Origin of the sequence: Vibrio sp. 1167 (genome assembly GCF_033340375.1) — a bacterium.
Classification (GTDB): domain Bacteria; phylum Pseudomonadota; class Gammaproteobacteria; order Enterobacterales; family Vibrionaceae; genus Vibrio; species Vibrio alginolyticus.
In genome coordinates this window covers 21182-44201 of record NZ_JAWOWK010000004.1, presented here as the reverse complement: position 1 = coordinate 44201, position 23020 = coordinate 21182, and the positions used below count along the sequence as shown (strand labels likewise).

The 23020-nt window shown below is 43.0% G+C and carries 20 protein-coding genes and 1 tRNA gene; 10 read left to right on the top strand and 11 right to left on the bottom strand.

Going from position 1 to position 23020, the window contains the following annotated elements; genetic code table 11:
* The first annotated feature begins 79 nt into the window (after positions 1–79).
* On the top strand, positions 80–1003 hold the full coding sequence (locus R7Z78_RS09585) for a histone deacetylase (RefSeq protein WP_104975508.1): 924 nt from the start codon (positions 80–82) through the stop codon (positions 1001–1003).
* Positions 1004–1197: 194 nt separating this feature from the next.
* Here R7Z78_RS09585 and R7Z78_RS09580 read toward each other — a convergent pair.
* From R7Z78_RS09580 to R7Z78_RS09570, 3 genes are all read right to left on the bottom strand, one after another.
* Positions 1198–1288 (bottom strand) — tRNA-Ser (locus tag R7Z78_RS09580).
* A 154-nt stretch (positions 1289–1442) separates the two neighbouring features.
* Positions 1443–3251 carry a DUF3413 domain-containing protein gene (locus tag R7Z78_RS09575; RefSeq protein ID WP_005380721.1) on the bottom strand — a complete coding sequence of 603 codons (1809 nt, stop codon included), beginning with the start codon at positions 3249–3251 and terminating at the stop codon, positions 1443–1445.
* 22 nt (positions 3252–3273) lie between these two features.
* Entirely contained in the window at positions 3274–3501 is a 228-nt protein-coding gene (locus tag R7Z78_RS09570) for a YejL family protein (RefSeq protein WP_005380722.1), read from the bottom strand.
* Between the two features lie 85 nt (positions 3502–3586).
* Here R7Z78_RS09570 and yejK point away from each other — a divergent pair, with 85 nt between their 5' ends.
* From yejK to R7Z78_RS09555, 3 genes are all read left to right on the top strand, one after another.
* Positions 3587–4585: a nucleoid-associated protein YejK gene (yejK, locus tag R7Z78_RS09565; RefSeq protein ID WP_005380723.1), complete on the top strand. Its 999-nt coding sequence runs from the start codon at positions 3587–3589 to the stop codon at positions 4583–4585.
* Between the two features lie 82 nt (positions 4586–4667).
* Complete coding sequence (locus tag R7Z78_RS09560; RefSeq protein ID WP_081008332.1) at positions 4668–5996, top strand: Hpt domain-containing protein; 1329 nt, start codon at positions 4668–4670, stop codon at positions 5994–5996.
* Positions 5997–6100: 104 nt separating this feature from the next.
* On the top strand, positions 6101–7264 hold the full coding sequence (locus R7Z78_RS09555; RefSeq protein WP_104975507.1) for a chemotaxis protein: 1164 nt from the start codon (positions 6101–6103) through the stop codon (positions 7262–7264).
* A 90-nt stretch (positions 7265–7354) separates the two neighbouring features.
* On the opposite strand, the gene nhaC is transcribed toward R7Z78_RS09555, so the two are convergent.
* Entirely contained in the window at positions 7355–8788 is a 1434-nt protein-coding gene (nhaC, locus tag R7Z78_RS09550) for a Na+/H+ antiporter NhaC (RefSeq protein ID WP_005380726.1), read from the bottom strand.
* A gap of 431 nt (positions 8789–9219) precedes the next feature.
* Here nhaC and asd point away from each other — a divergent pair, with 431 nt between their 5' ends.
* Positions 9220–10335 (top strand): aspartate-semialdehyde dehydrogenase, encoded by a 1116-nt coding sequence (gene asd, locus R7Z78_RS09545; protein WP_005380727.1) that lies wholly within the window; start codon positions 9220–9222, stop codon positions 10333–10335.
* 57 nt (positions 10336–10392) lie between these two features.
* Here the strand turns inward: asd and R7Z78_RS09540 are convergent, their stop codons facing one another.
* Both R7Z78_RS09540 and R7Z78_RS09535 read right to left on the bottom strand, forming a co-directional pair.
* Positions 10393–11256 (bottom strand): ion transporter, encoded by an 864-nt coding sequence (locus tag R7Z78_RS09540; protein ID WP_005380728.1) that lies wholly within the window; start codon positions 11254–11256, stop codon positions 10393–10395.
* Between the two features lie 35 nt (positions 11257–11291).
* Complete coding sequence (locus tag R7Z78_RS09535) at positions 11292–11930, bottom strand: YchE family NAAT transporter (protein WP_104975506.1); 639 nt, start codon at positions 11928–11930, stop codon at positions 11292–11294.
* A 650-nt stretch (positions 11931–12580) separates the two neighbouring features.
* On the opposite strand from R7Z78_RS09535, the gene adhE reads away from it, so the two are divergent.
* Positions 12581–15283, top strand: a complete 2703-nt coding sequence (gene adhE, locus R7Z78_RS09530; protein WP_005380731.1) for a bifunctional acetaldehyde-CoA/alcohol dehydrogenase — start codon at positions 12581–12583, stop codon at positions 15281–15283.
* 144 nt (positions 15284–15427) lie between these two features.
* Here the strand turns inward: adhE and R7Z78_RS09525 are convergent, their stop codons facing one another.
* The 3 genes from R7Z78_RS09525 to sodB all read right to left on the bottom strand — a co-directional run bounded on the left by R7Z78_RS09525 (position 15428) and on the right by sodB (position 17548).
* Positions 15428–16171, bottom strand: coding sequence for an SDR family oxidoreductase (locus tag R7Z78_RS09525; protein ID WP_005380732.1), 744 nt, complete (start codon positions 16169–16171; stop codon positions 15428–15430).
* 134 nt (positions 16172–16305) lie between these two features.
* The gene (locus R7Z78_RS09520) at positions 16306–16809 is read right to left on the bottom strand and encodes a VC2046/SO_2500 family protein (RefSeq protein WP_104975505.1); all 504 of its coding nucleotides are present in this window, start codon (positions 16807–16809) and stop codon (positions 16306–16308) included.
* Between the two features lie 154 nt (positions 16810–16963).
* The gene (sodB, locus tag R7Z78_RS09515) at positions 16964–17548 is read right to left on the bottom strand and encodes a superoxide dismutase [Fe] (protein WP_005396533.1); all 585 of its coding nucleotides are present in this window, start codon (positions 17546–17548) and stop codon (positions 16964–16966) included.
* Between the two features lie 284 nt (positions 17549–17832).
* Between sodB and R7Z78_RS09510 the strand changes: the two genes are divergently transcribed.
* The 4 genes from R7Z78_RS09510 to R7Z78_RS09495 all read left to right on the top strand — a co-directional run bounded on the left by R7Z78_RS09510 (position 17833) and on the right by R7Z78_RS09495 (position 20696).
* Positions 17833–18168 (top strand): Grx4 family monothiol glutaredoxin, encoded by a 336-nt coding sequence (locus R7Z78_RS09510; RefSeq protein WP_017635833.1) that lies wholly within the window; start codon positions 17833–17835, stop codon positions 18166–18168.
* A gap of 417 nt (positions 18169–18585) precedes the next feature.
* Positions 18586–19161, top strand: coding sequence for a hypothetical protein (locus R7Z78_RS09505; RefSeq protein WP_065274721.1), 576 nt, complete (start codon positions 18586–18588; stop codon positions 19159–19161).
* A 193-nt stretch (positions 19162–19354) separates the two neighbouring features.
* Positions 19355–19930 carry a hypothetical protein gene (locus R7Z78_RS09500; protein ID WP_053349608.1) on the top strand — a complete coding sequence of 192 codons (576 nt, stop codon included), beginning with the start codon at positions 19355–19357 and terminating at the stop codon, positions 19928–19930.
* A 136-nt stretch (positions 19931–20066) separates the two neighbouring features.
* Positions 20067–20696, top strand: coding sequence for a DsbA family protein (locus R7Z78_RS09495; protein ID WP_053304219.1), 630 nt, complete (start codon positions 20067–20069; stop codon positions 20694–20696).
* Positions 20697–20773: 77 nt separating this feature from the next.
* On the opposite strand, the gene R7Z78_RS09490 is transcribed toward R7Z78_RS09495, so the two are convergent.
* Both R7Z78_RS09490 and rnt read right to left on the bottom strand, forming a co-directional pair.
* The gene (locus R7Z78_RS09490; protein WP_104975504.1) at positions 20774–22099 is read right to left on the bottom strand and encodes a Na+/H+ antiporter family protein; all 1326 of its coding nucleotides are present in this window, start codon (positions 22097–22099) and stop codon (positions 20774–20776) included.
* Between the two features lie 28 nt (positions 22100–22127).
* Entirely contained in the window at positions 22128–22772 is a 645-nt protein-coding gene (gene rnt / locus R7Z78_RS09485; protein ID WP_005384888.1) for a ribonuclease T, read from the bottom strand.
* Positions 22773–23020: the final 248 nt, after the last annotated feature.

Here is a 23020-nt window from a genome sequence, read left to right as displayed (position 1 = left end):
ATCATTATCAATTAAATTGCGTTTTATTCAACCCTTTAAGTTGATACTATTTCGTTACCATTGTTATTAAGAATTTCTCATGCTGCCATTTATCTACCACCCGATTTATTCTCAACTTGAGTTGCCAGAGGGGCATCGTTACCCAATTATGAAATACCAGTACCTCTATGAATCGGTATTGGTGCATATAGAGAAAGATAACTGGAAAGAGCACACGCAGTTTTTCCAGCCCGAAGCATTAACTGTTGGGGAAGTAAAACGTGTTCATGACGAGGAATACGTCGAGTTACTTGTTAGTGGAAACATACCAGCTGCGAAGATGCGCCGAATAGGTTTTCCTTGGAGTGAGTCTCTCATTACCAGAACGCTAACGTCAGCAGCGGGCACGGCTCTGACCGCAAAAAAGGCACTTGAGTACGGTGTGGCCATTCATTTGAGTGGTGGGTATCACCACGCACACAAAGAGTTTGGCAGTGGTTTTTGTTTATTTAATGACTTAGTGATCGCGGCCAGGCAAGCGCTCGAAGTCGAGCATGTCGATAAAGTATTGATCATTGATAGTGATGTTCACCATGGGGATGGAACAGCAACTTTATGTGACGATGAGCCAGATATCATCACGCTTTCTTTCCACTGTGATAAAAACTTCCCAGCGAGGAAGCCTCAGTCTGATCTCGATGTGCCTTTGGTGCGAGGAACAGGTGATGAGGACTTTTTAATGGCGTTTAAAGAAGTGGTCGATATGGCACTTAATCTTCATCGCCCTGATTTAGTTATCTACGATGCTGGTGTCGATATACATCAAGACGATGAGCTTGGATATTTTGATGTGTCGACGCAAGGGATCTTAGAACGTGATAGATTTTTAATGCAAACAGTGAAATCTCGAGGTATCCCTGTCGCAGCTGTCGTTGGAGGTGGATATCGAACGAATCATGCTGACCTCGTCCCAATCCATTTGCAGCTTATCAATGCCGCTAAAGAAGTCTTTATTGATGAGTAGATACAACTAGACGTAAATATCAAATTGATTCAACACTGGAACGAACGAAAAGGGCATTAATTTTTTGTGGGTTCTTTCTGAGTGTGGTGGAGTGCTTAGTTGCGTTCAAGAAGTGATAAGTGATTTGTACAAATCTTTTTAAGTCTGGAGATGCGAAAAAGTCCGCTAATTTCTTAGCGGGCTTTTTCTAAATGTGGCGGAGAGATAGGGATTTGAACCCTAGATACGCTATTAACGTATGCCGGTTTTCAAGACCGGTGCTTTCAACCACTCAGCCATCTCTCCGTTGTTGAGGCGCATAATATAAGGCTTTGAAAATGTTGTAAACCCCTAGTTGAACTGATTGGATGTTTACTGCGCAAATTTGTGGTTTGTGTTGTTGAAATAAACAAAAACTCCCCAAAAAGGGGAGTTTGAATAGTATATGGATTGCTAGGTATTAATCGTTTTTAGAATAAAAACGCTGTAACTCAGTTAAACCTTGCATCAAAACTGGCAACTTCGGTGCATCATCTCGAAGTCGTTTGTAGTTTTTGTCATACAGCTTGTAGTTGCCAAACTTATCGATCACTGTGGTTTGTGAGCTAGTAATTAAGGCAAGCTCGCGAGTATCGCCCGCCAAGATCCAGCGACGACGACTTTCATCGAATAGGTTGCGACCACTACTGTAATCATATGGGTTGGAAGATACGCCGAGCATATCTTGCAACAGTGTAACTGAGAGGTCCAAGTGACTTGTGCTGTGATTAAATTCGCCAGCCAGCATTCCAGGCCAATGGATCACCATCGGAACTTGTAATTGATAACGGCTGTAGTTGCTGTTTGCTCCCCAGCTGTTCGTATTGGTTTCGTTAAATTCACTACCGTGATTAGAAGTGATGATTACGATGGTGTTTGTCAGTTGTCCCGTCGTTTCCAGTTCATCAATAATACCGGCGATAGTTCTATCCGCCGACTTCACTGCATATTCATAAGCTTTTTTGAATCGCTCACTTGCAGGCATTTCTTCGTCATTATTTGAAGGAATCGATTCAAAATTATCAACGGTGGTGACTTCGATGTAACTAAACCATGGCTGACTTGCTTTCTCTGCTAACCATGTATTCCAGTTTGCGATAGATTGTTTATCGGTATGAGCTTGCGTGCCATCTAGGTCTTCCGCTAAGTTCAAGTCGCGGAAAATAATTTCTGAGTAGAGATCATCTTCAAACCCACTGCCACTGAATAAACCAAAGTTGTAGCCCTGATCTTTCAGTACATCGAGCAATACTGGGGAAGCACCTTGCGCCTTGATGCTTGATGCATAACTGGTCGGTAAGCCATAGAACAAACCAAAGGCCCCGTATGTATCATTACTTGAGCTGTAATGATTACGGAAGTTCTGATTGTTTTCAGCAAACTCATAGAGGTTAGGCATCTCTTCTTGGTTCAGCGCATCCGCTCGTAAATTGTTTATGCTGATCATCAACACATTGAGCTTATTAACTCGGCGGTTAAACTCAAGCTTTTCAAGAGGGTAGTTGACTAACTCTACGTTGCCTTCGTTTTCTGCCAAACGTTTTAGGTATTCCTCACGGTCAAGTAGACCATGTTTTTCCATAAAACTCTTCGCCGTCATCGGGTAAGACAAAGGGAAGTTTGAACGCTGGCTAGTAATTGGGTTGTAAAAATACGCATCTGCCCAAATGTAAACCAAATGGCTGGTCATAAAGCTGAGGAAAAAGACGGCCGCGAGAGGGCGTCCTACGTGCTTATGAGATAGTTTGCGCTGTTTTCGCCATACCCATTCGGATAGTGCGAGTTGAATAAGGAAGATCAGCGGCATCACAACAAATAAATGTTGTAGGTCAGTGCTGAGCGCACTTTTGTCTTCGCTGAATAGTAACTCCCAGACAACGGGAGTTAAGTGCAAATTGATCGACTGATACGCTTGGGTATCAATTAATAATATGGTTTGCCCAACGGTTGCGAAAATCACTGCCACCAAACGGAACAATTTCCGCGATGGCAGGATAAACGTCAACGGGAATAGAACAAGCAAGTAAAGTGCGAAAACTAGAAAGCCAAAGTGACCAACCCAAGAAACCGCCAGATAAAACTGACCAAGTAACGTCTCGGGCCAAGGAGACTGAACAATGTAGCGTGTGCCTATCAACATCGACGCAACGATATTGAAGAATGCAAACCAGTGACCCCAACCAACTAGTCGAGATACACGTTCGCCGTATGAGTTTCCGCTGTCTACCATGTATGTGTTCTATTGTCCGTGATTAGTGTGTTTTTGGTGTTTCTAAAGAAGACATCAGCGCCTGAGCAAATTTTTCAGCAATCGCTTTGCGTTGTGAAGCAGCAACACGTTGATTTAAGACATTGGTTGCGATATTTCCGGCAATCATTAGCGTCAACTCAGGAGAAGCAGCATGTTTTTCAAGAACTGTTGCTACTTCAGCAAGAATTTTTTCTACTTGCTCGTCAGTATATTTAGATGTAATCGGCATAAAGACTCTAATAATGATAGTAAAAGCGGCTTATGATAACCTACAATGCCCATCAACTAAAACCTTGTAGCAAGATAAAATCACTATGAGTCTTCATCTTTCAAACGTTATTCTGCATCAACTGTGCAAAAACGATCAGGACGAGCTGGTTGTAAACTTTCGTCCAGCATCATTAGAGAACGATGCATCTACAGAAAACTTAGTCGCTGAGCTTCACCGAGTATTCCATTCTAAAGCTGGTAAAGGTTTTGGCGCTTTCCAGTCAGACAGCGAATTTCAATTTTGGCTTCAAGAAATGCGCAAAGGAGAGCGAGATTTTTACGACTTCTCACAAATTAGTGCAAATCGCTTGAAAGAAGAGTTGATTAAGTACCCATTTGCGGATGAAGGTATCTTGGTTTTCGCAGAGTATCAGAGTTTAGCAACGGACTACTTGTTCATCGGTATCTTACCAATGAATCAGAGTTTAAAAGTGACCGAAGGTTTGGACATCAGTGCGACAGATTACTTAGATATCACCAAAATGGATATTGCCGCACGCATCGACCTGTCGAGCTACGAGACCGACAAGGAATCCAATCGTTATCTGCAATACATTAAAGGACGCGTTGGCCGTAAAGTGGCGGACTTCTTCCTAGATTTTCTGCAAGCGGATATTGGCTTAGATACTAAACAACAAAACTTAGTGTTGATGCAGGCGGTGGATGATTTTTGTGCTGACTCGAAGCTAGAAAAGCAAGAAGTGAACGAGTACAAGAAACAAGTTTACGACTACTGCAATGAGCAAATTAAATCCGGTGATGAAGTTCAAATCTCAGAGCTTTCCGGAGAGCTTCCTCAAAGCCAAGATGGCACGAGCTTTATGGATTTCACCAAAGAGCAAGGGTACGAACTTGAAGAGTCTTTCCCAGGTGATCGTGCGACGGTTCGCAAACTGACTAAATTTGTTGGAGCTGGTGGTGGTTTGAATATTAGCTTCGATAGTCTCTTACTTGGCGAGCGTATTTTTTATGATCCAGAGACGGATACCTTAACGATTAAAGGGACGCCTCCAAATCTAAAAGATCAGTTAAGTCGCAACTAAAATCATATCGTTAAATAAAGAGAGCAAACGGCTCTCTTTTTTTATGTGAATAAGAAACATCCATAGTATATGCTTGTAATTAATGGAGATATGCGAGGGGCAAGTGTTGCTGAAGCTAAAAGAAGGAATACGGCGGTTTGTTTGGTTCTGGTTCGTTTTGTGGTGTGTTTTAGCACTTGGCATTTGGCTGCAAGCCAAACAAACGATTCAAACGATTTCGACTGTAAATGAGTTAGGAAGTAAAGTTGAAGAAGTCAGGCACTTTTTTAACTTCGATCTGCCTTACCGTGTTAAACACGTCGACCAAATTTCACTGAAACTTCAGTTGGCTTATGCAGTTCGCTTACAGCTTGAAAGTGAGTTTTCTGAAGGGAAAATCACACCAGATATCACTCAATTGCTTTATACGACCGACCGATTTTTAGAAAGTGCTCGAGCTTTTGTGAGAAGTGACAGTGAATTGGTTTCGTTAGCAGAACAGTTACGAAGCAGCCGTGCTCGAACAGAAAACTCTGAGCAAATTCAGGCAATGTACTATCGCTTAGGTGCGCTTGTTTTTGAGTCTGTCTTTAGTGACTCTGCAACGAATAGCGATACTTACCGTGACTTAGACCGACTTTTTATTGAATCAGAGACGCTCTCTCCCGAAGAGCGAAGCGCTCTTCAGCGCCAGCTTGCTCAAACCTCAAGCGCACTATCTGCTCAGGCACAGGGCAGTTATTTATCCAATCACCTGCTTAATCCAGATTTCCCGAACCAGTTAACTTCGATAAATGATCAGTTGGAACAGAAGCTAATGACTTTTATTGTTTGGTTGTCTGTAATCAGTGGTTTGCTCCTTTTCCTCATTTCATGGGGAGCCTTCTCCCCAAAAACGATTCAACCGATACCACTACCCAGAACCGATGATAAAAAGTCAGAGCAAGTTGGCGATGATAAAAATGGAGCTAACGCTGTTCCCTCAGCTCAGTCAGAAAATTTTCAAAACGTCCAAATGAACGAAGAAAGTTGTAATGAGGTGAATTCATCACAAGTGGAAGTAGTGGAACGTGAGCCGTACATAGATATCAATAAAATGTTAGATTCTCTGTCTGGTGACGAGGGCGCTGTGCGGATGTTACTGGAGGTCTTTATTCAGGATCACTCTGGCGATGGCACTAAAATGTATCAGCTGTTAGAAGAGGATAAAGAGCAAGCGCAAAGAGCCGCACACAGTCTTAAAGGGGTCTCAGGGAGTTTAGGTGCAATGCCATTGCACTGTATTTCGGGTGATATTGAACTGTTGATTAAACAAGGGCAAAAAGTGCCGGAAGAGAAGTTGGCATGTTTAGATGATGTCCTAAAACAAACCATACTTTTTGCTAATAATGTTCTCAATAGTGAAAAGATAACAGAAGCGCTAACAGATTGATATTGCTCTGACTTAATGTCATAAGAGTTGAGGTAATAAAGGCTCGAACTATATGACTTAGTTCGCTTTATTCCTGTTCTATACAATTTGTTAAAGGTGTTTTCATGTCCGTTCGCCGAATGTCTTCAATGATGTTGATAGGGCTGGTTATGATGCTTTCAGGGTGCTCCCTGCTCGAAGTCAAGATCGAGAGTCAAACCGTCCCTCTTACCAAACAAGAGCTCAATATGCGTCTTTTGACTCGTGAGTATGCGCAGCAGTTTTTTGCTCAGGTTGAGCAAGCAGCAGATGCACTACACGAACAATATGATCCTCATGATAAAGTTCATCAATCTTATATTTTACTTTGGAAGATAAATGCTGAAGAGGGCATCCAAGCTTCTGCGTATCAAGTGTCCCCAATGGCTGCACTGATTGATACATGGACTTTCACGCTACAAATGGAACAGTTCTTTACTACCGCTTCTGGTAATGAGCTCTTTGCGTCCGGTGAGGCCAAGTTAGTTTCCGTTTATTTAGCGAAAGAGGTAGATAAACTGGCTCAATCTTTATTGAAGAAAGAAGCATACATCAAGACACAAACGTTTGTTGCAGAGTTCGCCAAGCAGCATCCATTCGCTGATTTAAGCATGATTAGGACTCCGGCTTACCGTGGGTGGTTAGATGCAAACCAAATTAGCGAAGAGGAAGCCGTTACAACGCTAGGCACGATGCCAGAAGCACTTGGGGATGTCTCTGATCGTCTAAGTCTGGTATCAGAACAGACACCAAAAATTATGACGTGGAAAGCGCAGTTGTTGGCCTTGAATAGCTCTGCCAGTATCGAAAAAGTCAATGCGGCGCTCAATAGTTTGCAAGTTACCGCTGATTCGATGAGGGATTTTATCGATAACAACCCAGAGTACATGCGTTATTTGGCAGAACAAATGGCGCTGGAGTTACAACCTTTGGTTGACGATATCGATCAAAGGACGGAGGCGCGTTTATCTCAGTTGGGTGAAGAACGCCAAGCTATAGAGCTGATGGTTGCCAGAGAACGTCAAGAAATCGCACAGATCATTACCCATGAGCGCGAGAAGTTTGCTCAAGATATGGATCGAGTGTCGCAAGAGGTTGTGAATCTCGCCATGACTAAGCTGATTGAACTTGTCAAAAGTACCATCATCTACTTTATTCTGTTCATTGCCGTTATATTCTTTGCACCGCTTGGCTTGGGCTATTGGTTTGGGAAGCGTGCAGCCGTAAAAACGCCAGTAAAACAAAGCTAACGATTTGTTTTGGAAATAAAAAAAGAGCGCTTTAAAGCGCTCTTTTTTAGTATTGAATTCGGAAGGGAGGTTCTTCCTATCTCTACGAAGTTAAGCGGTTTGCTGCTTTAATTCGCCTTCAGCTTCTTCAACTGCTTCTGCTGTTGGTTCGCACTTATCAACAAACCAACCCATGTAAGAAGTGAAGATCGTTACGATGATACATACAAAACTCAGCCACATGAACGGGGCATAAGACAGTGTAGCAACACCCAAAATACTGGCCATGTAGATACCGTTGTCACTCCAAGGGACCATACCTGAGGTTAGCGTGCCGCCAAATTCTGCGTTACGAGACAAATTCTTACGTTTGTAGCCTAGACGGTCATAGTTCTTCGCACAGATTTTTGGGGTCAGAATAAGTGAAACGTACATCGCTGAACCAAATACGTTGCCCATAAAGGCCGTACCAATTGTGCTTGTTGCCAATGAACCTGCACTTTGAACGCGTTTTTCAAACAGCTTCGCGATAGTCTCTAGCACGCCTACTTTATCTAGTAGACCGCCAAAACCAAGGCCGAATACGATAACCGCTACCGACCCAAGCATTGAAGACATGCCGCCACGGTTAAGGATTGAGTCAATGAAATCTACGCCAGATGAGATTGCAAACGGAGCCCAAGCCGTGTTGAACGCGGTTAGGAAATCGACATCTTGGATCATCACTGCCCAAATAATACCTAGCAGAGAACCAAAACTGATCACTGGGAATGAAGGCATACGCATCGCTAGAAGTGACAATACGATGATCACAGGAACAAATGAGTAAGGGGTGATGTAGAACTGCTGTTCCATCGCTTTAATGACAGAGTCTACCTGGCTCATGTCAACTTGACCTGCGTAGTGGAAGCCAAATGCAGTAAACATAATGCCTGTAATAATGTAGCTAATGAGTGCTATCGGCAACATGCCTTTAATATGTTCCATCACTTCAACGTTAGACATAGATGAAGCAAGGATTACTGAATCCGATAGAGGCGACATTTTGTCACCAAAGTAACAGCCTGAAAGTACGGCACCTGCAGTGATTGGCGCAGGAACACCAAGACCTTGACCGATACCCATCATTGCAATACCTGCCGTGCCAGCCGCACCCCAAGATGTGCCAGTCGCTAGCGCAGTCAATGAACAGATGATCATGGTCGCGAGCAAAAAGATGGAAGGGTGGATTGCTTTAAGGCCGTAGTAAATAATGGTTGGAACAATACCACCAGAGATCCAAGTACCTACAAGCGCGCCAACGGCCAAAAGGATTAAAACGGCTCCAAGTCCATTGGAAATGCCATTTAGTGCTGCTTTTTCCAGATCTTTATACTGATGGCCAAGCTTTATGCCCAATATCATGACAATGAACCAACCGATGTATAGCGCTAGCTGAATCGGTAGGTCTAGCTTGGCTGTGAACGAAAATGCCAGCAGGAGAAATAAACCGAGCGAGATAAATACCTGTATCAAGCTTGGTAGGCGTGGTGTAACTTGCTTCATATGTGCCTCTGTCAATCTTGGAGCAATAGAGGAAGGCGCTCCTTGTTGTAATCGCGCATAACATACATTAACAAAAATTATATTTCGAACATTTGGTGTTTTATCTTGATGTTCGTCGGTAAAAACGTTTGCTTGTGAAATTAACTGTTAGTTTGTTTTAACTTTTTTGGTTTTAAATGTTGTGTGATGTGAAATTGTTGTGCTTCATGTGTTATTTTCTCATTGAGTGGTAAGACCAATTAGGGGACTAAAGTGCTTTCCCTACTTGAAAAATGGTTAAAACCGCAAACCAAACACTAAAAAATCTCGTGTAACCCGGTTTTTCAGAGGAAAAGGTTAAAAAACGCGCTTATTTACAAAATAGGGGTTGAGATTTTGCTGTGAAAAATTAACTATGGGGTAGGTTTTTTAATACATGGAGAGTTAATACGATGAGAGTTGGTTTAGTTGGTTGGCGCGGTATGGTTGGTTCAGTCCTTATGCAGCGTATGGTTGAAGAGAAAGACTTCGACCTAATCGAACCAGTATTCTACAGTACTTCTCAAGTTGGTATTCCTGCTCCTAACTTAGGAAAAGACGCAGGCTTACTGCAAGACGCGTATGATATTGAAAGCTTAAAACAGCTTGATGCGGTAATCACCTGTCAAGGTGGTAGCTACACAGAAAAAGTTTTCCCTGCACTTCGTCAGGCTGGTTGGAAAGGCTACTGGATTGACGCGGCCTCTACGCTACGTATGGCTGAAGATTCGATCATCACACTTGATCCAGTGAACTTAAAGCAAATCCAACAAGGCATCCACGGTGGCACGAACACATTTGTCGGTGGTAACTGTACGGTTAGTTTAATGCTAATGGGGCTAGGTGGTCTATTTGAGAAAGGCCTTGTTGAGTGGACAAGCGCAATGACTTATCAAGCCGCATCTGGTGCTGGTGCGCAAAATATGCGTGAGTTGATCTCGCAAATGGGCGTTATCAATGACTCTGTGAGCTCTGAACTTGCAAACCCATCAAGCTCTATCCTAGATATTGATAAGAAAGTTGCGGATACAATGCGCAGCGGCTCTTTCCCTACAGATAAATTCGGTGTGCCACTAGCTGGTTCGTTGATCCCATGGATCGATGTGAAGCGCGATAATGGTCAGAGTAAAGAAGAGTGGAAAGCGGGTGCTGAGGCGAATAAAATTTTGGGTTCTCAAAGTTCACCTGTTCCAATTGACGGTACTTGTGTGCGTATTGGCGCGATGCGTTGTCACTCTCAAGCACTTACTATCAAGCTTAAACAAAATGTACCAATGGACGAAATCGAAGAAATCATCGCCACTCATAACGATTGGGTGAAAGTGATTCCTAACGACCGTGACATCACTGCTCAAGAGCTAACGCCGGCAAAAGTTACGGGCACAATGTCTGTACCAGTGGGTCGTCTACGTAAGATGGCAATGGGTGATGATTTCCTAAATGCTTTCACTGTTGGTGACCAACTGCTTTGGGGTGCTGCGGAGCCATTGCGTCGTACTCTGCGAATTATTTTGTCTGAGAAAGCATAATCACATCAATCCTTTATTTGATGACAAAATAAAAGAGCTCCTTAGGGAGCTCTTTTTTCATGCGTCGTCTTCCGTTCGAACGACTCTTTTGTCTGGATCGGCCAGTTCACTACCACAATGTTTACAGTAAATTGCGTCAGAGTCGTGCCCTGCGTGGGAGCAGTTTGGGCATTTCACCAATACTTTGTGCGATTGCATCTCTTGGTGCAGTTCGGCAGTGAAAATACCTGTAGGTACCGCCAAAATGGAATAACCCAGTAACATGGTGAGTGATGCAAGCCCTTTACCTAGGTCTGTTTGAGGGACCAAGTCACCATAACCAACCGTTGTGATGGTCACGATCGCCCAATAAATACTTTTAGGAATGCTAGTAAATCCGTTTTCAGGTCCTTCAATGATAAAAATCAATGAGCCGAAAATCGTTACCATAATGGCGACGGAACTAAAGAAGATAAAAATCTTTCTGCGCGCCATAAGCAGTGAACGTAAGAGGATATTGGACTCTTGGAGGTATCGGACTAACTTGAGTATGCGGAATATTCGCATCACTCGCAGCGCCCTGATCACACCCATAAACGAAGCGGATGGGAAGAAGAGTGCTAAATAGGTGGGCAAAATCGCAAGTAAATCGACGACACCATAAAAACTCTTTGCGTAGGCGGCAGGTTTAGGAGAGCAATAAAGCCTTAGAAGGTATTCAATCGTGAATAGGCCAGTAAATGTGTATTCAATAAACTTCAGCTCTTTTTCCCACTCGGCCCGAACGGAGGGTATCGAATCTAACACCAGTACGATTAACGAACTGATGATCGCGATAATGAGAGCAATATCGAACGTTTTACCAGCTTTGGTATGAGTACCAAAAATGGTGACATATAGAGTATGTTTAAGAGAGTCAGTCGTCATGACAAAGCGATCCATTGTTGAATCGCTCTATCATACAATTTTATAGAAACTCAGGCTAATCCTGGAAATAAGTTGCGTAAGCCATTCGCAATGAACTCTATGCCAAGCGCGCCCAATATCAAACCCATGATACGAGTAATGACGTTGATTCCAGTTTGACCTAAAAATCGTACGATCAATGGGGCAGAACGGAATAATAGCCATGAACAAAGGCAGAACAAACCAATCGTAATACTAATGCCCACGGTATCGAACATGCTTGGGTAGCGTGCACCATAAACAATAGTCGAACTGATTGCACCAGGACCTGCCATTAAAGGCATTGCAAGAGGGACCACACCAATCTGTTCACGACTGACGTATTCCGTTTTCTCTTGTTTGTTCTGCTTATCTTCCCCCAGTTTACCGCTCATCATCGAGAATGCGATGCTAAGTAATAGCAACCCGCCAGCGACACGAAACGAATCCAGAGAAATACTGAACATGTCTAACAGTAACTGACCAGCAAAAAGCGAAATGATCAGGATGACCGCAACAGCCACATTTGCTGTTGTTGCCGTATTGCGCTTTTCGTCTGGTGTCATATGCCCGGTTAGTGACACAAACACAGGCATGATACCAACAGGGTTTACTGCGGCGACCAAACCGAGAAAAAACTGCAAGAAGATAGCAAGTTCAAAAGTTTGCATGTTGCGTACTCATCAAAGTTCACATTAGTGAAAAGGAGAAGGGGTAATTTGGGCGTAATGTAAGGCAAAAGTTAGGTTGTAAGAAATGAAAAAAACTAACGCATTCCCTGCCATTTAAGTGAGAAAAACTAATTCTTTAATAAACTGTATCTAATCTGGAAAGGAAATGTTACGTATAAAGTTGCTGATAAATCGCACTGTTTTACATAAACGTTAACATTCGCACATTTTTGATAAAAACCAAGGTGGTTTGTAGAGAGATGTATTCGGTTCGATATACTCTCAGTAGCACAAAGAATTGGGCCTACATGTAATTTTGTTGGTCAAAAATGAAACTTTTTTACAGGTTGTTGTAGTTTCTTTTATTTATTTGTCCATTTGCTTCTTTTTTACTCAATAAAAAATGAGAGTTAATTTATTTGTTTATCAGTGATTTATGTCATTTTGGTGTGATGAGGCACCACTTTGGTAGTATTTAGGTGGTGAGAACTGATCCAAGTCAATTTTTTTCACACTCTGAAATATTATACTCAGTCCTGAAAGCAATTTACTAAGACGTTTGTTTTCTAAGTGACTGATAAACAGTAAAAACGATAAGTAATAGCCTTAGTAAAAAGTTTTTAATATTTGTTAATTTTAGGAGATTCCCTATGCCTGTAACTAATATGGCTGAACTAGATGCAATGGTTGCTCGCGTTAAGAAAGCGCAAGAAGAGTTCGCTACTTACTCTCAAGAGCAAGTAGATAAAATCTTTCGTGCAGCATCGCTTGCAGCTAACCAGGCCCGTATCCCTCTAGCTCAACAAGCGGTAGAAGAATCTGGTATGGGTATTGTTGAAGATAAAGTAATCAAGAACCACTTCGCTTCTGAGTTTATCTACAACAAATACAAAGACGAACAAACGTGTGGCATCTTAGAAGAGGATGACAACCTAGGTACTATGACTATCGCTGAGCCTGTAGGCATCATCTGCGGTATCGTACCAACGACTAACCCAACTTCTACAGCGATCTTCAAATCTCTAATCTCTTTGAAGACTCGTAACGGTATCATCTTCTCACCACACCCACGTGCGAAAAACTCAACTAACGATGCAGCTAAACTCGTTCTAGATGCAGCAGTAGCAGCAGGCGCACCAAAAGACATCATCGGTTGGATCGACCAGCCTTCTGTTGAGCTTTCAAACGCTCTAATGAAACACGATGACATCGCGCTTATCCTTGCAACTGGTGGTCCTGGCATGGTTAAAGCCGCTTACTCTTCTGGTAAGCCAGCAATCGGTGTAGGTGCAGGTAACGTTCCGGTTGTTATCGATGAAACAGCAGACATCAAACGTGCTGTTGCTTCTATCCTTATGTCTAAGACTTTCGACAACGGTGTAGTATGTGCTTCTGAGCAAGCTGCAATCGTAGTTGATGAAGTATACGACGAAGTGAAAGAGCGTTTTGCTTCTCACAAAGCTTATGTCCTAAGCAAAGCAGAAGCTGATAAAGTTCGTAAAGTGCTTCTTATCGATGGCGCGCTAAACGCGAAAATCGTAGGTCAGCCAGCAGCAGCAATCGCTGAAATGGCAGGCGTTAAAGTTCCAGCAGACACTAAAGTTCTTGTTGGTGAAGGTCTGGGCAAAGTATCTCACGATGACGCATTCGCTCACGAGAAACTATCTCCAACTCTAGGTCTATTCCGTGCTGACAACTTCGAAGACGCGGTTGCTCAAGCGGTAACTATGGTTGAGATTGGTGGTATCGGCCACACATCTGGTCTTTACACTAACCAAGATACTAACGCTGACCGTATCCGTTACTTCGGTGACAAGATGAAGACAGCTCGTATCCTAATCAACATCCCGACTACTCACGGTGGTATCGGTGACTTGTACAACTTCAACGTTGCGCCATCTCTAACGCTAGGTTGTGGTTCTTGGGGTGGTAACTCTATCTCTGAGAACGTAGGTCCTAAACACCTAATCAACAAGAAAACTGTAGCGAAGCGAGCTGAAAACATGTTGTGGCATAAACTACCTAAGTCAATCTACTTCCGTCGTGGTAGCCTTCCAATCGCGCTTGGCGACCTAGAAGGCAAGAAACGTGCATTCCTAGTAACTGACCGTTTCCTATTCAACAACGGTTACGCAGATGACGTAGTAAGCCTACTAAAAGCTCAAGGCATGGAAGTTCAAACATTCTTCGATGTTGAAGCTGACCCAACACTGTCTGTAGTAGAAAAAGGTGCGGCTCAAATGGCTAGCTACCAACCTGACGTTATCCTAGCGCTAGGCGGTGGTTCACCAATGGATGCAGCGAAAATCATGTGGGTAATGTACGAGCACCCAGAAACTCACTTTGAAGAACTAGCAATGCGCTTTATGGACATCCGTAAACGTATCTACAAGTTCCCTAAAATGGGTAAAAAAGCTGAGCTTGTATGTATCACTACAACTTCAGGTACTGGTTCAGAAGTTACTCCATTCGCGGTTGTTACTGACGACAAGACTGGTGCGAAATACCCACTAGCTGACTACGAAATCACGCCAAACATGGCAATCGTTGATGCGAACCTAGTAATGAACATGCCTAAGTCTCTAACAGCATTTGGTGGTTACGATGCAGTAACTCACGCTCTAGAAGCTTACGTTTCTGTTCTTGCTAACGAATACTCAGATGGCCAAGCTCTTCAAGCACTTAAGATGCTAAAAGAGTACCTACCATCAAGCTATGCGAACGGTGCAAATGACCCAATCGCTCGTGAGAAAGTACACAACGCAGCTACTATCGCTGGTGTTGCATTTGCGAACGCATTCCTAGGTGTTTGTCACTCAATGGCTCACAAACTGGGTGCTGAGTTCCACTTGCCACACGGCCTAGCTAACGCACTACTTATCTCTAACGTGGTGCGTTACAACGCGAACGACAATCCAACTAAACAAACTGCGTTCTCTCAATACGACCGTCCACAAGCACGTCGTCGTTACGCTGAAGTTGCTGACCACCTAGGCCTAAGCCAAGAAGGTGACCGTACTGCTCAGAAGATTGAACGTCTACTAGCATGGTTGGATGAACTAAAAGTTAACCTAGACATCCCAATGTCTATCCAAGCGGCAGGTGTTGCTGAATCAGATTTCGTAGCGAAACTGGATGAGCTAGCGGTAGAAGCGTTCGATGACCAATGTACTGGTGCGAACCCACGTTACCCTCTAATCAGCGAACTTAAAGATGTGTTGATGGCTTCTTACTACGGTAAAGCATTTGTTGAAGGCGAAACTTTCGAAGGTACAACTGTTATCAAGAAGAAAGCAGACCAAGAAGCAGCAAAAGCAGCACCTAAAGCAAAGAAAGAAAAAGCTGACGCGTAATTAAAAAATCGAGTGAGCAAGGTTTTCGCTAGCACGGAACCTTAATCGGGAAAAGGTTAAAGCCCCAGTCAAATGACTGGGGCTTTTTTTTATTTTGGTGCAGGAGTTACATCTGGCTTGGGAAAACAGAGTTGCTGTGTATGCTTACACTTCGGTCGCAACTACTCGGCCACTGAAGTATTCATTCGCGACGATGTATGCTGTGTTGCGGACTAGTTCGTCTTGGATCTCAGCCCAGTGCCTCTCGTTGAGCTCTTCTTTTGTATGATTTACCGAGGGAATAACGCCGCCCACTCGAATGTTGAATGGTGTGAGTTCTTTTGCCCAGCTGTGAGTAAAACCTGACACCAACGCCGCCATGCTTTCAACTCCCGTAAAGTCTTCATGGTTGTCATGAGAAATGACGTTAACAATGACGCCTTTCTTGTTTCTGGCTCGAAAGCGCTCTGCTCCTACTTGGCCGTAGGTATAAAGGAAGCGTGCCGCAGACGACAAGTGATCAATGTAAGTACTCATTGGTTCTGGCGCCATTAAGCCAGGCATAGGGGAGCTGGTCCAGCAATTAACAATCACATCTGGTGTCGCACGTAGCTGTGATTCTATCTGGTCAAACAATAAGTTAATGGACGTTGTGTTATCACTACACACATTCATCGCATACACTTTGTCAGTGAAAGCGCTGATTTGCTCATAGCTCGCTCTCAAAGCGCTAGAATTTTGGTCACAAAGAATCAACGTTGCTCCAAGGTGAGCAAAGTGATTTGCACAGGTTCTTCCTATAACTGAACCTGCAGACGTGACGAGAATAATTGATTCTTTGATATCCATAGCACCTTCACTGTATCCATATGTGAAAAACAATACACCAGTGGTTTGTGCTAATAGCATGGTTGAAATTCGTTGGGTTCAGTGTGAAAGGCTTCAAACTAACGCTTTCGAGTGAGGACTATTGTGCGGTAATTTGTAAGATGTCACATTTCTGACGTGTAGGTATTGCAAGCTATTGGATAAAAAGCGGATCTCTATGCTTTAGCTTGAATTTGATGCTGACGTTGAGCCGTCACTAGCTGATTATATAGCCCAGCATCTGGGATCAGTTGTTTGTTGCGTTCGCCCAATCTGCGTCGCTCATGACCAGATAGGTTGTGATAAACCTCCTCTGGTAGGTTGAATGTGTCTTCAGGCAGGTAAGTCAGCGCATCTGGTTTTAGGTAGTGGCTTAACTTTGCAGATGGCAGACCCGCATTATGGAATTGTTTCGCTTGTAATGCGGCGAGCTCGTAGCTGCTGCTATCAGAACGAAGAGCTTGAGGTTGCGATAAACCCAATTGTTGGCGAAGAATACTGTCACTGGTGATGACTTCCTGGACCTCTTCAACTGGGACCACATCGCGAACATCATTAGAGAACATAGACAGAATCAGCGAGAAATCCGCACGACGACCTTCGTGTACGGCATGGTTGATACCATTACCGAACTGAAGTTCGTTGATAATTGCAGCTTTGTCTAAAGTATGAATTTGCATGATGTTCCTCGCTCGATGCTCTTTTAACGGCGTGGATAAGAAGAACTTTAGTAAAAGAGGGAATTATTTAAAGGTGCTAGGGAAGGCGAAACAAAAAAGCCCGCTAAATAGCGAGCTTTTGAATAAGACTAAATTGAACTTAGGGGGAAGTATATTACTTCGCTAGGTTCTCAGCTACGAAGTCCCAGTTTACTAGAGCCCAGAAACCGTTCATGTAATCAGGACGTACGTTGCGGTAATCGATGTAGTACGCGTGTTCCCATAGGTCAACAGTTAGAAGTGGTGTTGTACCTTCTTCTGTTAGAGGAGTAGCAGCGTTAGAAGTGTTAACGATCTCTAGAGAGCCGTCAGCTTTCTTAACAAGCCAAGTCCATGAAGAACCGAAGTTGTTGATTGCTGAATCAGTAAACTTCGCTTTGAATTCTTCAAAAGAACCGAATGCTGCGTTGATAGCGTCTGCAACTGCGCCAGTTGGCTCGCCGCCCGCATTTGGAGCAAGACAGTGCCAGTAGAACGTGTGGTTCCAGATTTGCGCTGCGTTGTTGAATACGCCACCAGTAGAAGTCTTGATGATCTCTTCTAGAGTTTTGCCTTCGAACTCAGTACCAGGGATAAGACCGTTAAGCTTAACAACGTAAGTGTTGTGGTGCTTACCGTGGTGGTAGTCTAGAGTCTCTGCTGAGATGTGTGGTTCTAGTGCGTCTTTCGCGTAAGGAAGAGCTGGTAGTTCAAATGCCATTACTCGATTCTCCATTGATTTGAAAGGATGACCTTTCGATTGCTTCCAGTGTTTTTTATAGCTATGTCGCCTTTAAGGCTGACTTGCTAAGTATTTTAGCAAGTTTTTACTTTATTAAAACCCCGATATGAAAATATTTTAAGAGGTTAGCAGTGGTGCAGTGCTGCATTGCTCGCCAATGAGCAACCTAAAATTAAGCCTTATTAATTATATGGTTTTTATTCTGTCGTTATTGAGTAGAATGTGGCAAATAAATAAAGTTCAAACCCATGAATGAGGAAGCGATGGAAACTATCGACAAAATCAAACAGCAGATCTCTGAAAACTCAATCCTGCTGTACATGAAAGGATCACCGAAACTACCTAGCTGTGGTTTCTCTTCTCAAGCGTCACAGGCACTAATGGCATGTGGTGAGAAGTTCGCTTACGTAGACATTCTGCAAAACCCAGATATCCGTGCTGAGTTACCAAAGTACGCGCAATGGCCAACTTTCCCTCAACTATGGGTTGAAGGTGAGCTTATCGGCGGTTGTGACATTATTCTAGAAATGTTCCAAAAAGGTGAACTGCAGCCTCTAATCAAAGAAGCAGCAGCGCGCGCTGAAGATCAAGCTGAGTAATTCGTAAATACTCACATTTAGCGATAGAATACGAAGGAGCCGTACTGGCTCCTTTTTCTTTTTAGGTTAGTGGAATGAACATAAAGCTTTGTTCTGACTGCCTATCTCGTAAACCTCGCGAAGCCATGTAAATTCCGCCTAGTGTATACAAAAACTTCAATATGCATTTTAATGCGTTTTGGCGCGTAATTACGATGTATGCCGCCATCTATTTCGTAAAGTCGTTTTCAAACATGATTGCTTACAGGTCTTGACAAGGGAGTTGCTACAAATGGTATTTGGTTAAGGAATTACACTAAAGGCAATTTAAGTCCCCCAGAATTTTGAGGCCAACTTATTTCGGTACAAAATGCACTCGAAGAGTAAGCCCCATCATAAATCGGCATTGGACGCTAAAAATCAAGTTTTGGAAGGATTATGACAGTTTACAAGATAATAGATAATTTAAGAGAATTTCAAACGATCTGCTCTGGTCCCGATGAAATCGCTAGCCAGTTAGGTGACTTCGACTATTTTGAGAGGATCTTGTTACAGGCAATTAAAAATCAATCTCTGCAAGATATTTGGAAGCCTGTGGAGGTAAAGTTTCAAGATGTATTTAAGCACAATTCTCTATTGCCTGATATTAGTTTGTGGGCGCGAACATATCTTGTTTTATCTCCGAGGGCATATGAAATATTGAATGATTATCTAACTGAACACGGAGAGTTTTTACCTGCTAACTACCAAGGTGGGCAATGGTATTTATATGCATCACTGACTTTTGGACAAGAAAACAAGAGAAAGTGCGTAGAAAAAATTGCATATGGGAGCCGAGATGAGTTAGATACCCTTGTTTTTATTGACGATGATGTTAAAGACAAAATGGTTTTCAAGTCTCGGCTAGAAGGAGCGGGCACCTTGTACTGTACAGATAAGTTTAAGGCTTTGTGTGAACAAAATCAGCTCAATGGCATCATGTTTTCTTCTAATTTGACAGACCCATTTAATTAGTGATTTTTATTAATATGAAAATACTATTTCTCTGATACTGGGGTTTGGAAGCACGGTAATGGTCGACGAGGAAATTAGCTTTCTCCTCTAAAACGCAGCTTTTTTAGGCCTGTTTCCTTCATGAAGAATGATTTGAAAAGTAACTTACCCATAGGTGGCTCCTGGTAGTAAAACATGAGGAGTTGATAGATTAATGACGGTTTATAAAATTTTCGACTGTCACAATGAATATAAAATCGTGAGCACTACGCCTAGTTCTATAGCTAGGCAGTTAGGTGACATTGATTTAATAGAAAAAATCGTTGTGCAGCCATTAGAAAACTTTTCTTTCAAAAGTATATGGGGTGAAGTAGATATTGAGTTTGAAGATGTTCTCAAGAAAGACTCATTACTTCCTGATATCAGTTTATGGTTACGGGTTTTCTTAGTGCTTTCCCCTAAAGCTTATGCATCTTTAAAAGAGCCATTGAGCAAAGTAGGCGAGTTCTTATCGATTCGTTATAAAGGAGAGGAATGGTACCTGTATACACCGTTGGAGTTTGGGCAAGAAGATGAAGATAAGTGCGTCCAAAAAATTGAATATGGCAGCTTAGCAGGTGTAGAGGTGTTAGTATTTAATGAAAGCGACGTTGCAGAAAAGGTTGTTTTCAAGTCAAAGATGCTAGGAGCGAGCTTTCTGTATTGTACTGAACATTTTAAGAGTTTGTGCGAACAAAATGAGCTAGGTGGGCTAGAGTTCTCAGCTGACAGACTTGTTTATCTAACCTAAGATCTACAATGAAACTTAACACGCCTCGTATAGACTGGCTTTAGAGCGAATTATTAAGATAAAGCAGTTTTTCAACTTATGAGACTGTATAATTACTCCGAGATTTTGAAATGATTTTAAAGGTTTAATTATTAAAGTGGATATAAAGCTTTACTACGTGCATGACCCAATGTGCAGTTGGTGTTGGGGTTACAAACCAACGCTGGATAAACTAAAACAGCAACTGCCAGGAGTGATTCAGTTTGAGTATGTGGTTGGTGGTCTTGCGCCAGATACTAATTTACCGATGCCGCCCGAGATGCAACAAAAACTCGAAGGTATTTGGAAGCAGATTGAGCGCCAGTTAGGCACTAAGTTTAACTACGATTTCTGGAAGCTTTGTACGCCAGTTAGAAGCACTTACCAATCTTGTCGTGCGGTTATTGCAGCGGGCTTTCAAGACTCTTATGAGCAGATGCTAGAAGCGATTCAGCATGCGTATTACTTACGTGCGATGCCTCCTCATGAAGAAGCCACTCACTTGCAACTAGCGAGAGAAATTGGCTTGAATGTTCAGCAATTCAAGAATGACATGGATGGCTCTTTCTTAGAGGGTGTGTTCGAAGATCAATTGAGCCTTGCAAAGAGCCTAGGTGTGAACTCTTACCCTAGCTTGGTTCTTAAAATTAACGACGCTTATTTTCCGATTGCCATCGATTACCTGTCGACAGAACCAACCTTGAAGCTGATTCGTGAGCGTATTATTGACAATATGCCAGCGCAATAACCACAGTTATGAATAACAAAAAGCCGCTCATTGAGCGGCTTTTTCGTAACTAATGTATATCCATCCAAACAATAGTATTAAAGCACCATTGCTGCAATCCAACCAAAGATGATTAGAGGGATATTATAATGGATAAAGGTTGGAACGACTGTTTCCCAAATGTGCTCATGTTGACCGTCGGCATTTAGACCAGATGTAGGGCCTAATGTAGAGTCAGAAGCTGGAGAGCCTGCATCACCTAACGCCGCTGCAGTACCTACCAGTGCAATCGTTGCCATCGGCGAGAAACCGAATGCTAGCGCAAGAGGCACATAGATAGTTGCAAGGATTGGAATCGTAGAGAACGATGAACCAATGCCCATTGTTACTAATAGGCCAACGATCAGCATCAGTAGTGCAGCTAGAGGCTTATTGTCACCGATGCTGGTTGATAGCGATTGTACTAGTGTTTCAACACCGCCAGTTTGCTTCATTACTGCTGCAAAACCTGCCGCTGCGATCATGATGAAGCCAATCATTGCCATCATGTGTACACCTTTAGTGAACACGTCGTGCGTCTCTTTCCATGCGATAACGCCGCCGAAAGTGAACACCATAAAGCCAGCTAGAGCACCGATAATCATTGAACCCGTGTAAAGCTGAACACCCAAAGCAGCGACAATACCAAGTGCCGCAACTAAGATGTGCTTTTTATTAATGACGTGATCGGTTTCGTCAACGACAGTCAACTCAGTTTCTTTGTAGACACGCGGTTTACGATAGCTCACAAAGATAGCCAGTAATAGACCAAACAGCATCCCTGCACCTGGCAGTAACATGGCGGTTGGGACTTGGCTTGCAATCACATTCTCCAAACCGTTGTCATGTAGGTTCTTTAATAGAATGTTGTTTAAGAAAATACCGCCGAAACCAACAGGTAAGATCATGTAAGGTGTGATCAAACCGAAGGTAAGAACACACGCGACCAAACGTCGGTCGAGCTTAAGTTTCGCAAATACGCCCAAAAGAGGTGGAATCAAAATTGGAATAAAGGCGATATGGACCGGAATTACGTTCTGAGATGACATCGTGACAAGCACTAATGCCACCAGCACGGCGTACTTTAACCCGGTAGTTGACGCCGAGTTTTCTTTACCATTTAAGCGCTTGATAACACTTTTGGCCAGTAGATCCGTGATGCCTGATTTCGAGATGGCAACAGCGAAAGTACCTAACATGGCGTAGCTTAGTGCGATAGTTGCACCGCCACCTAGACCACTTTCAAATGCGGCAACCGTATCCCCAAGGCTCATGCCTGCGGCTAGGCCGCCTACGATGGCACTAAACGTGAGGGCAACCACCACGTTTACGCGCATCAATGCTAACACGAGCATGACGCACACTGATATAACGACAGGATTCATACTTTTCCTAATATGTTGTGTTTACTTATTATTCTTCGTCGACAAGCGGCCAACCGCCGAGGGCCTTCCATTTGTTGACAATACCGCAGAATAATTCTGCTGTTTTTTGTGTATCGTAAAGCGCAGAGTGTGCTTCACGGTTATCAAATTCCATCCCGGCTGTTTTGCATGCTTTAGCGAGAACTGTTTGGCCATAAGCAAGGCCACTTAATGTAGCCGTATCAAAAGTAGCAAAGGGATGAAAAGGGACTCTTTTTAGTTTACAGCGTTCATTTGCTGCATTTACAAAACCCAAGTCGAATGCTGCGTTATGAGCAACCATAATTGCACGTGAGCAATCTGCGGCTTTTTGTTCTTTGCGAATAAGCTTATAAATTTCCTTTAGCGCCTCTTGCTCAGAAACAGCACCACGAAGAGGGCTGAAAGGGTCACGAATACCATTGAATTCAAGCGCTTCTTTTTCTAAGTTAGCGCCTTCAAATGGCTCCACATGAAAATGAATGGTGGAGGCCGGATGCAACACGCCATGTTCGTCCATTTTCAACGTAACGGCACAGATTTCTAAAAGTGCATCAGTTTGAGCATTGAAACCAGCGGTCTCAACGTCTACTACCACAGGGAAATAACCACGAAAGCGTTTTTTCAAGGTTAGAGCTTCATTTTCTAGTGTCATGTTGGCTTATTTTTGTGTGACGAAGGCTGCATTATTGCAGATTATACCGATGAGAAAAACCGCAATTTAAGAGAAAACCGGAATTCTATTTTGCATCCAATCAATAAGTTTGTATTGCATATTATGTAGACGTTTATTCGCCATACTTTGCATCATGTAAACCGATAAAACATGAGGAAGTAAAACGCTAAGTGGCGGTTAAGGTGATTGGAACACGGTGGCTCACATTAATGGCAGTGTGACAGATA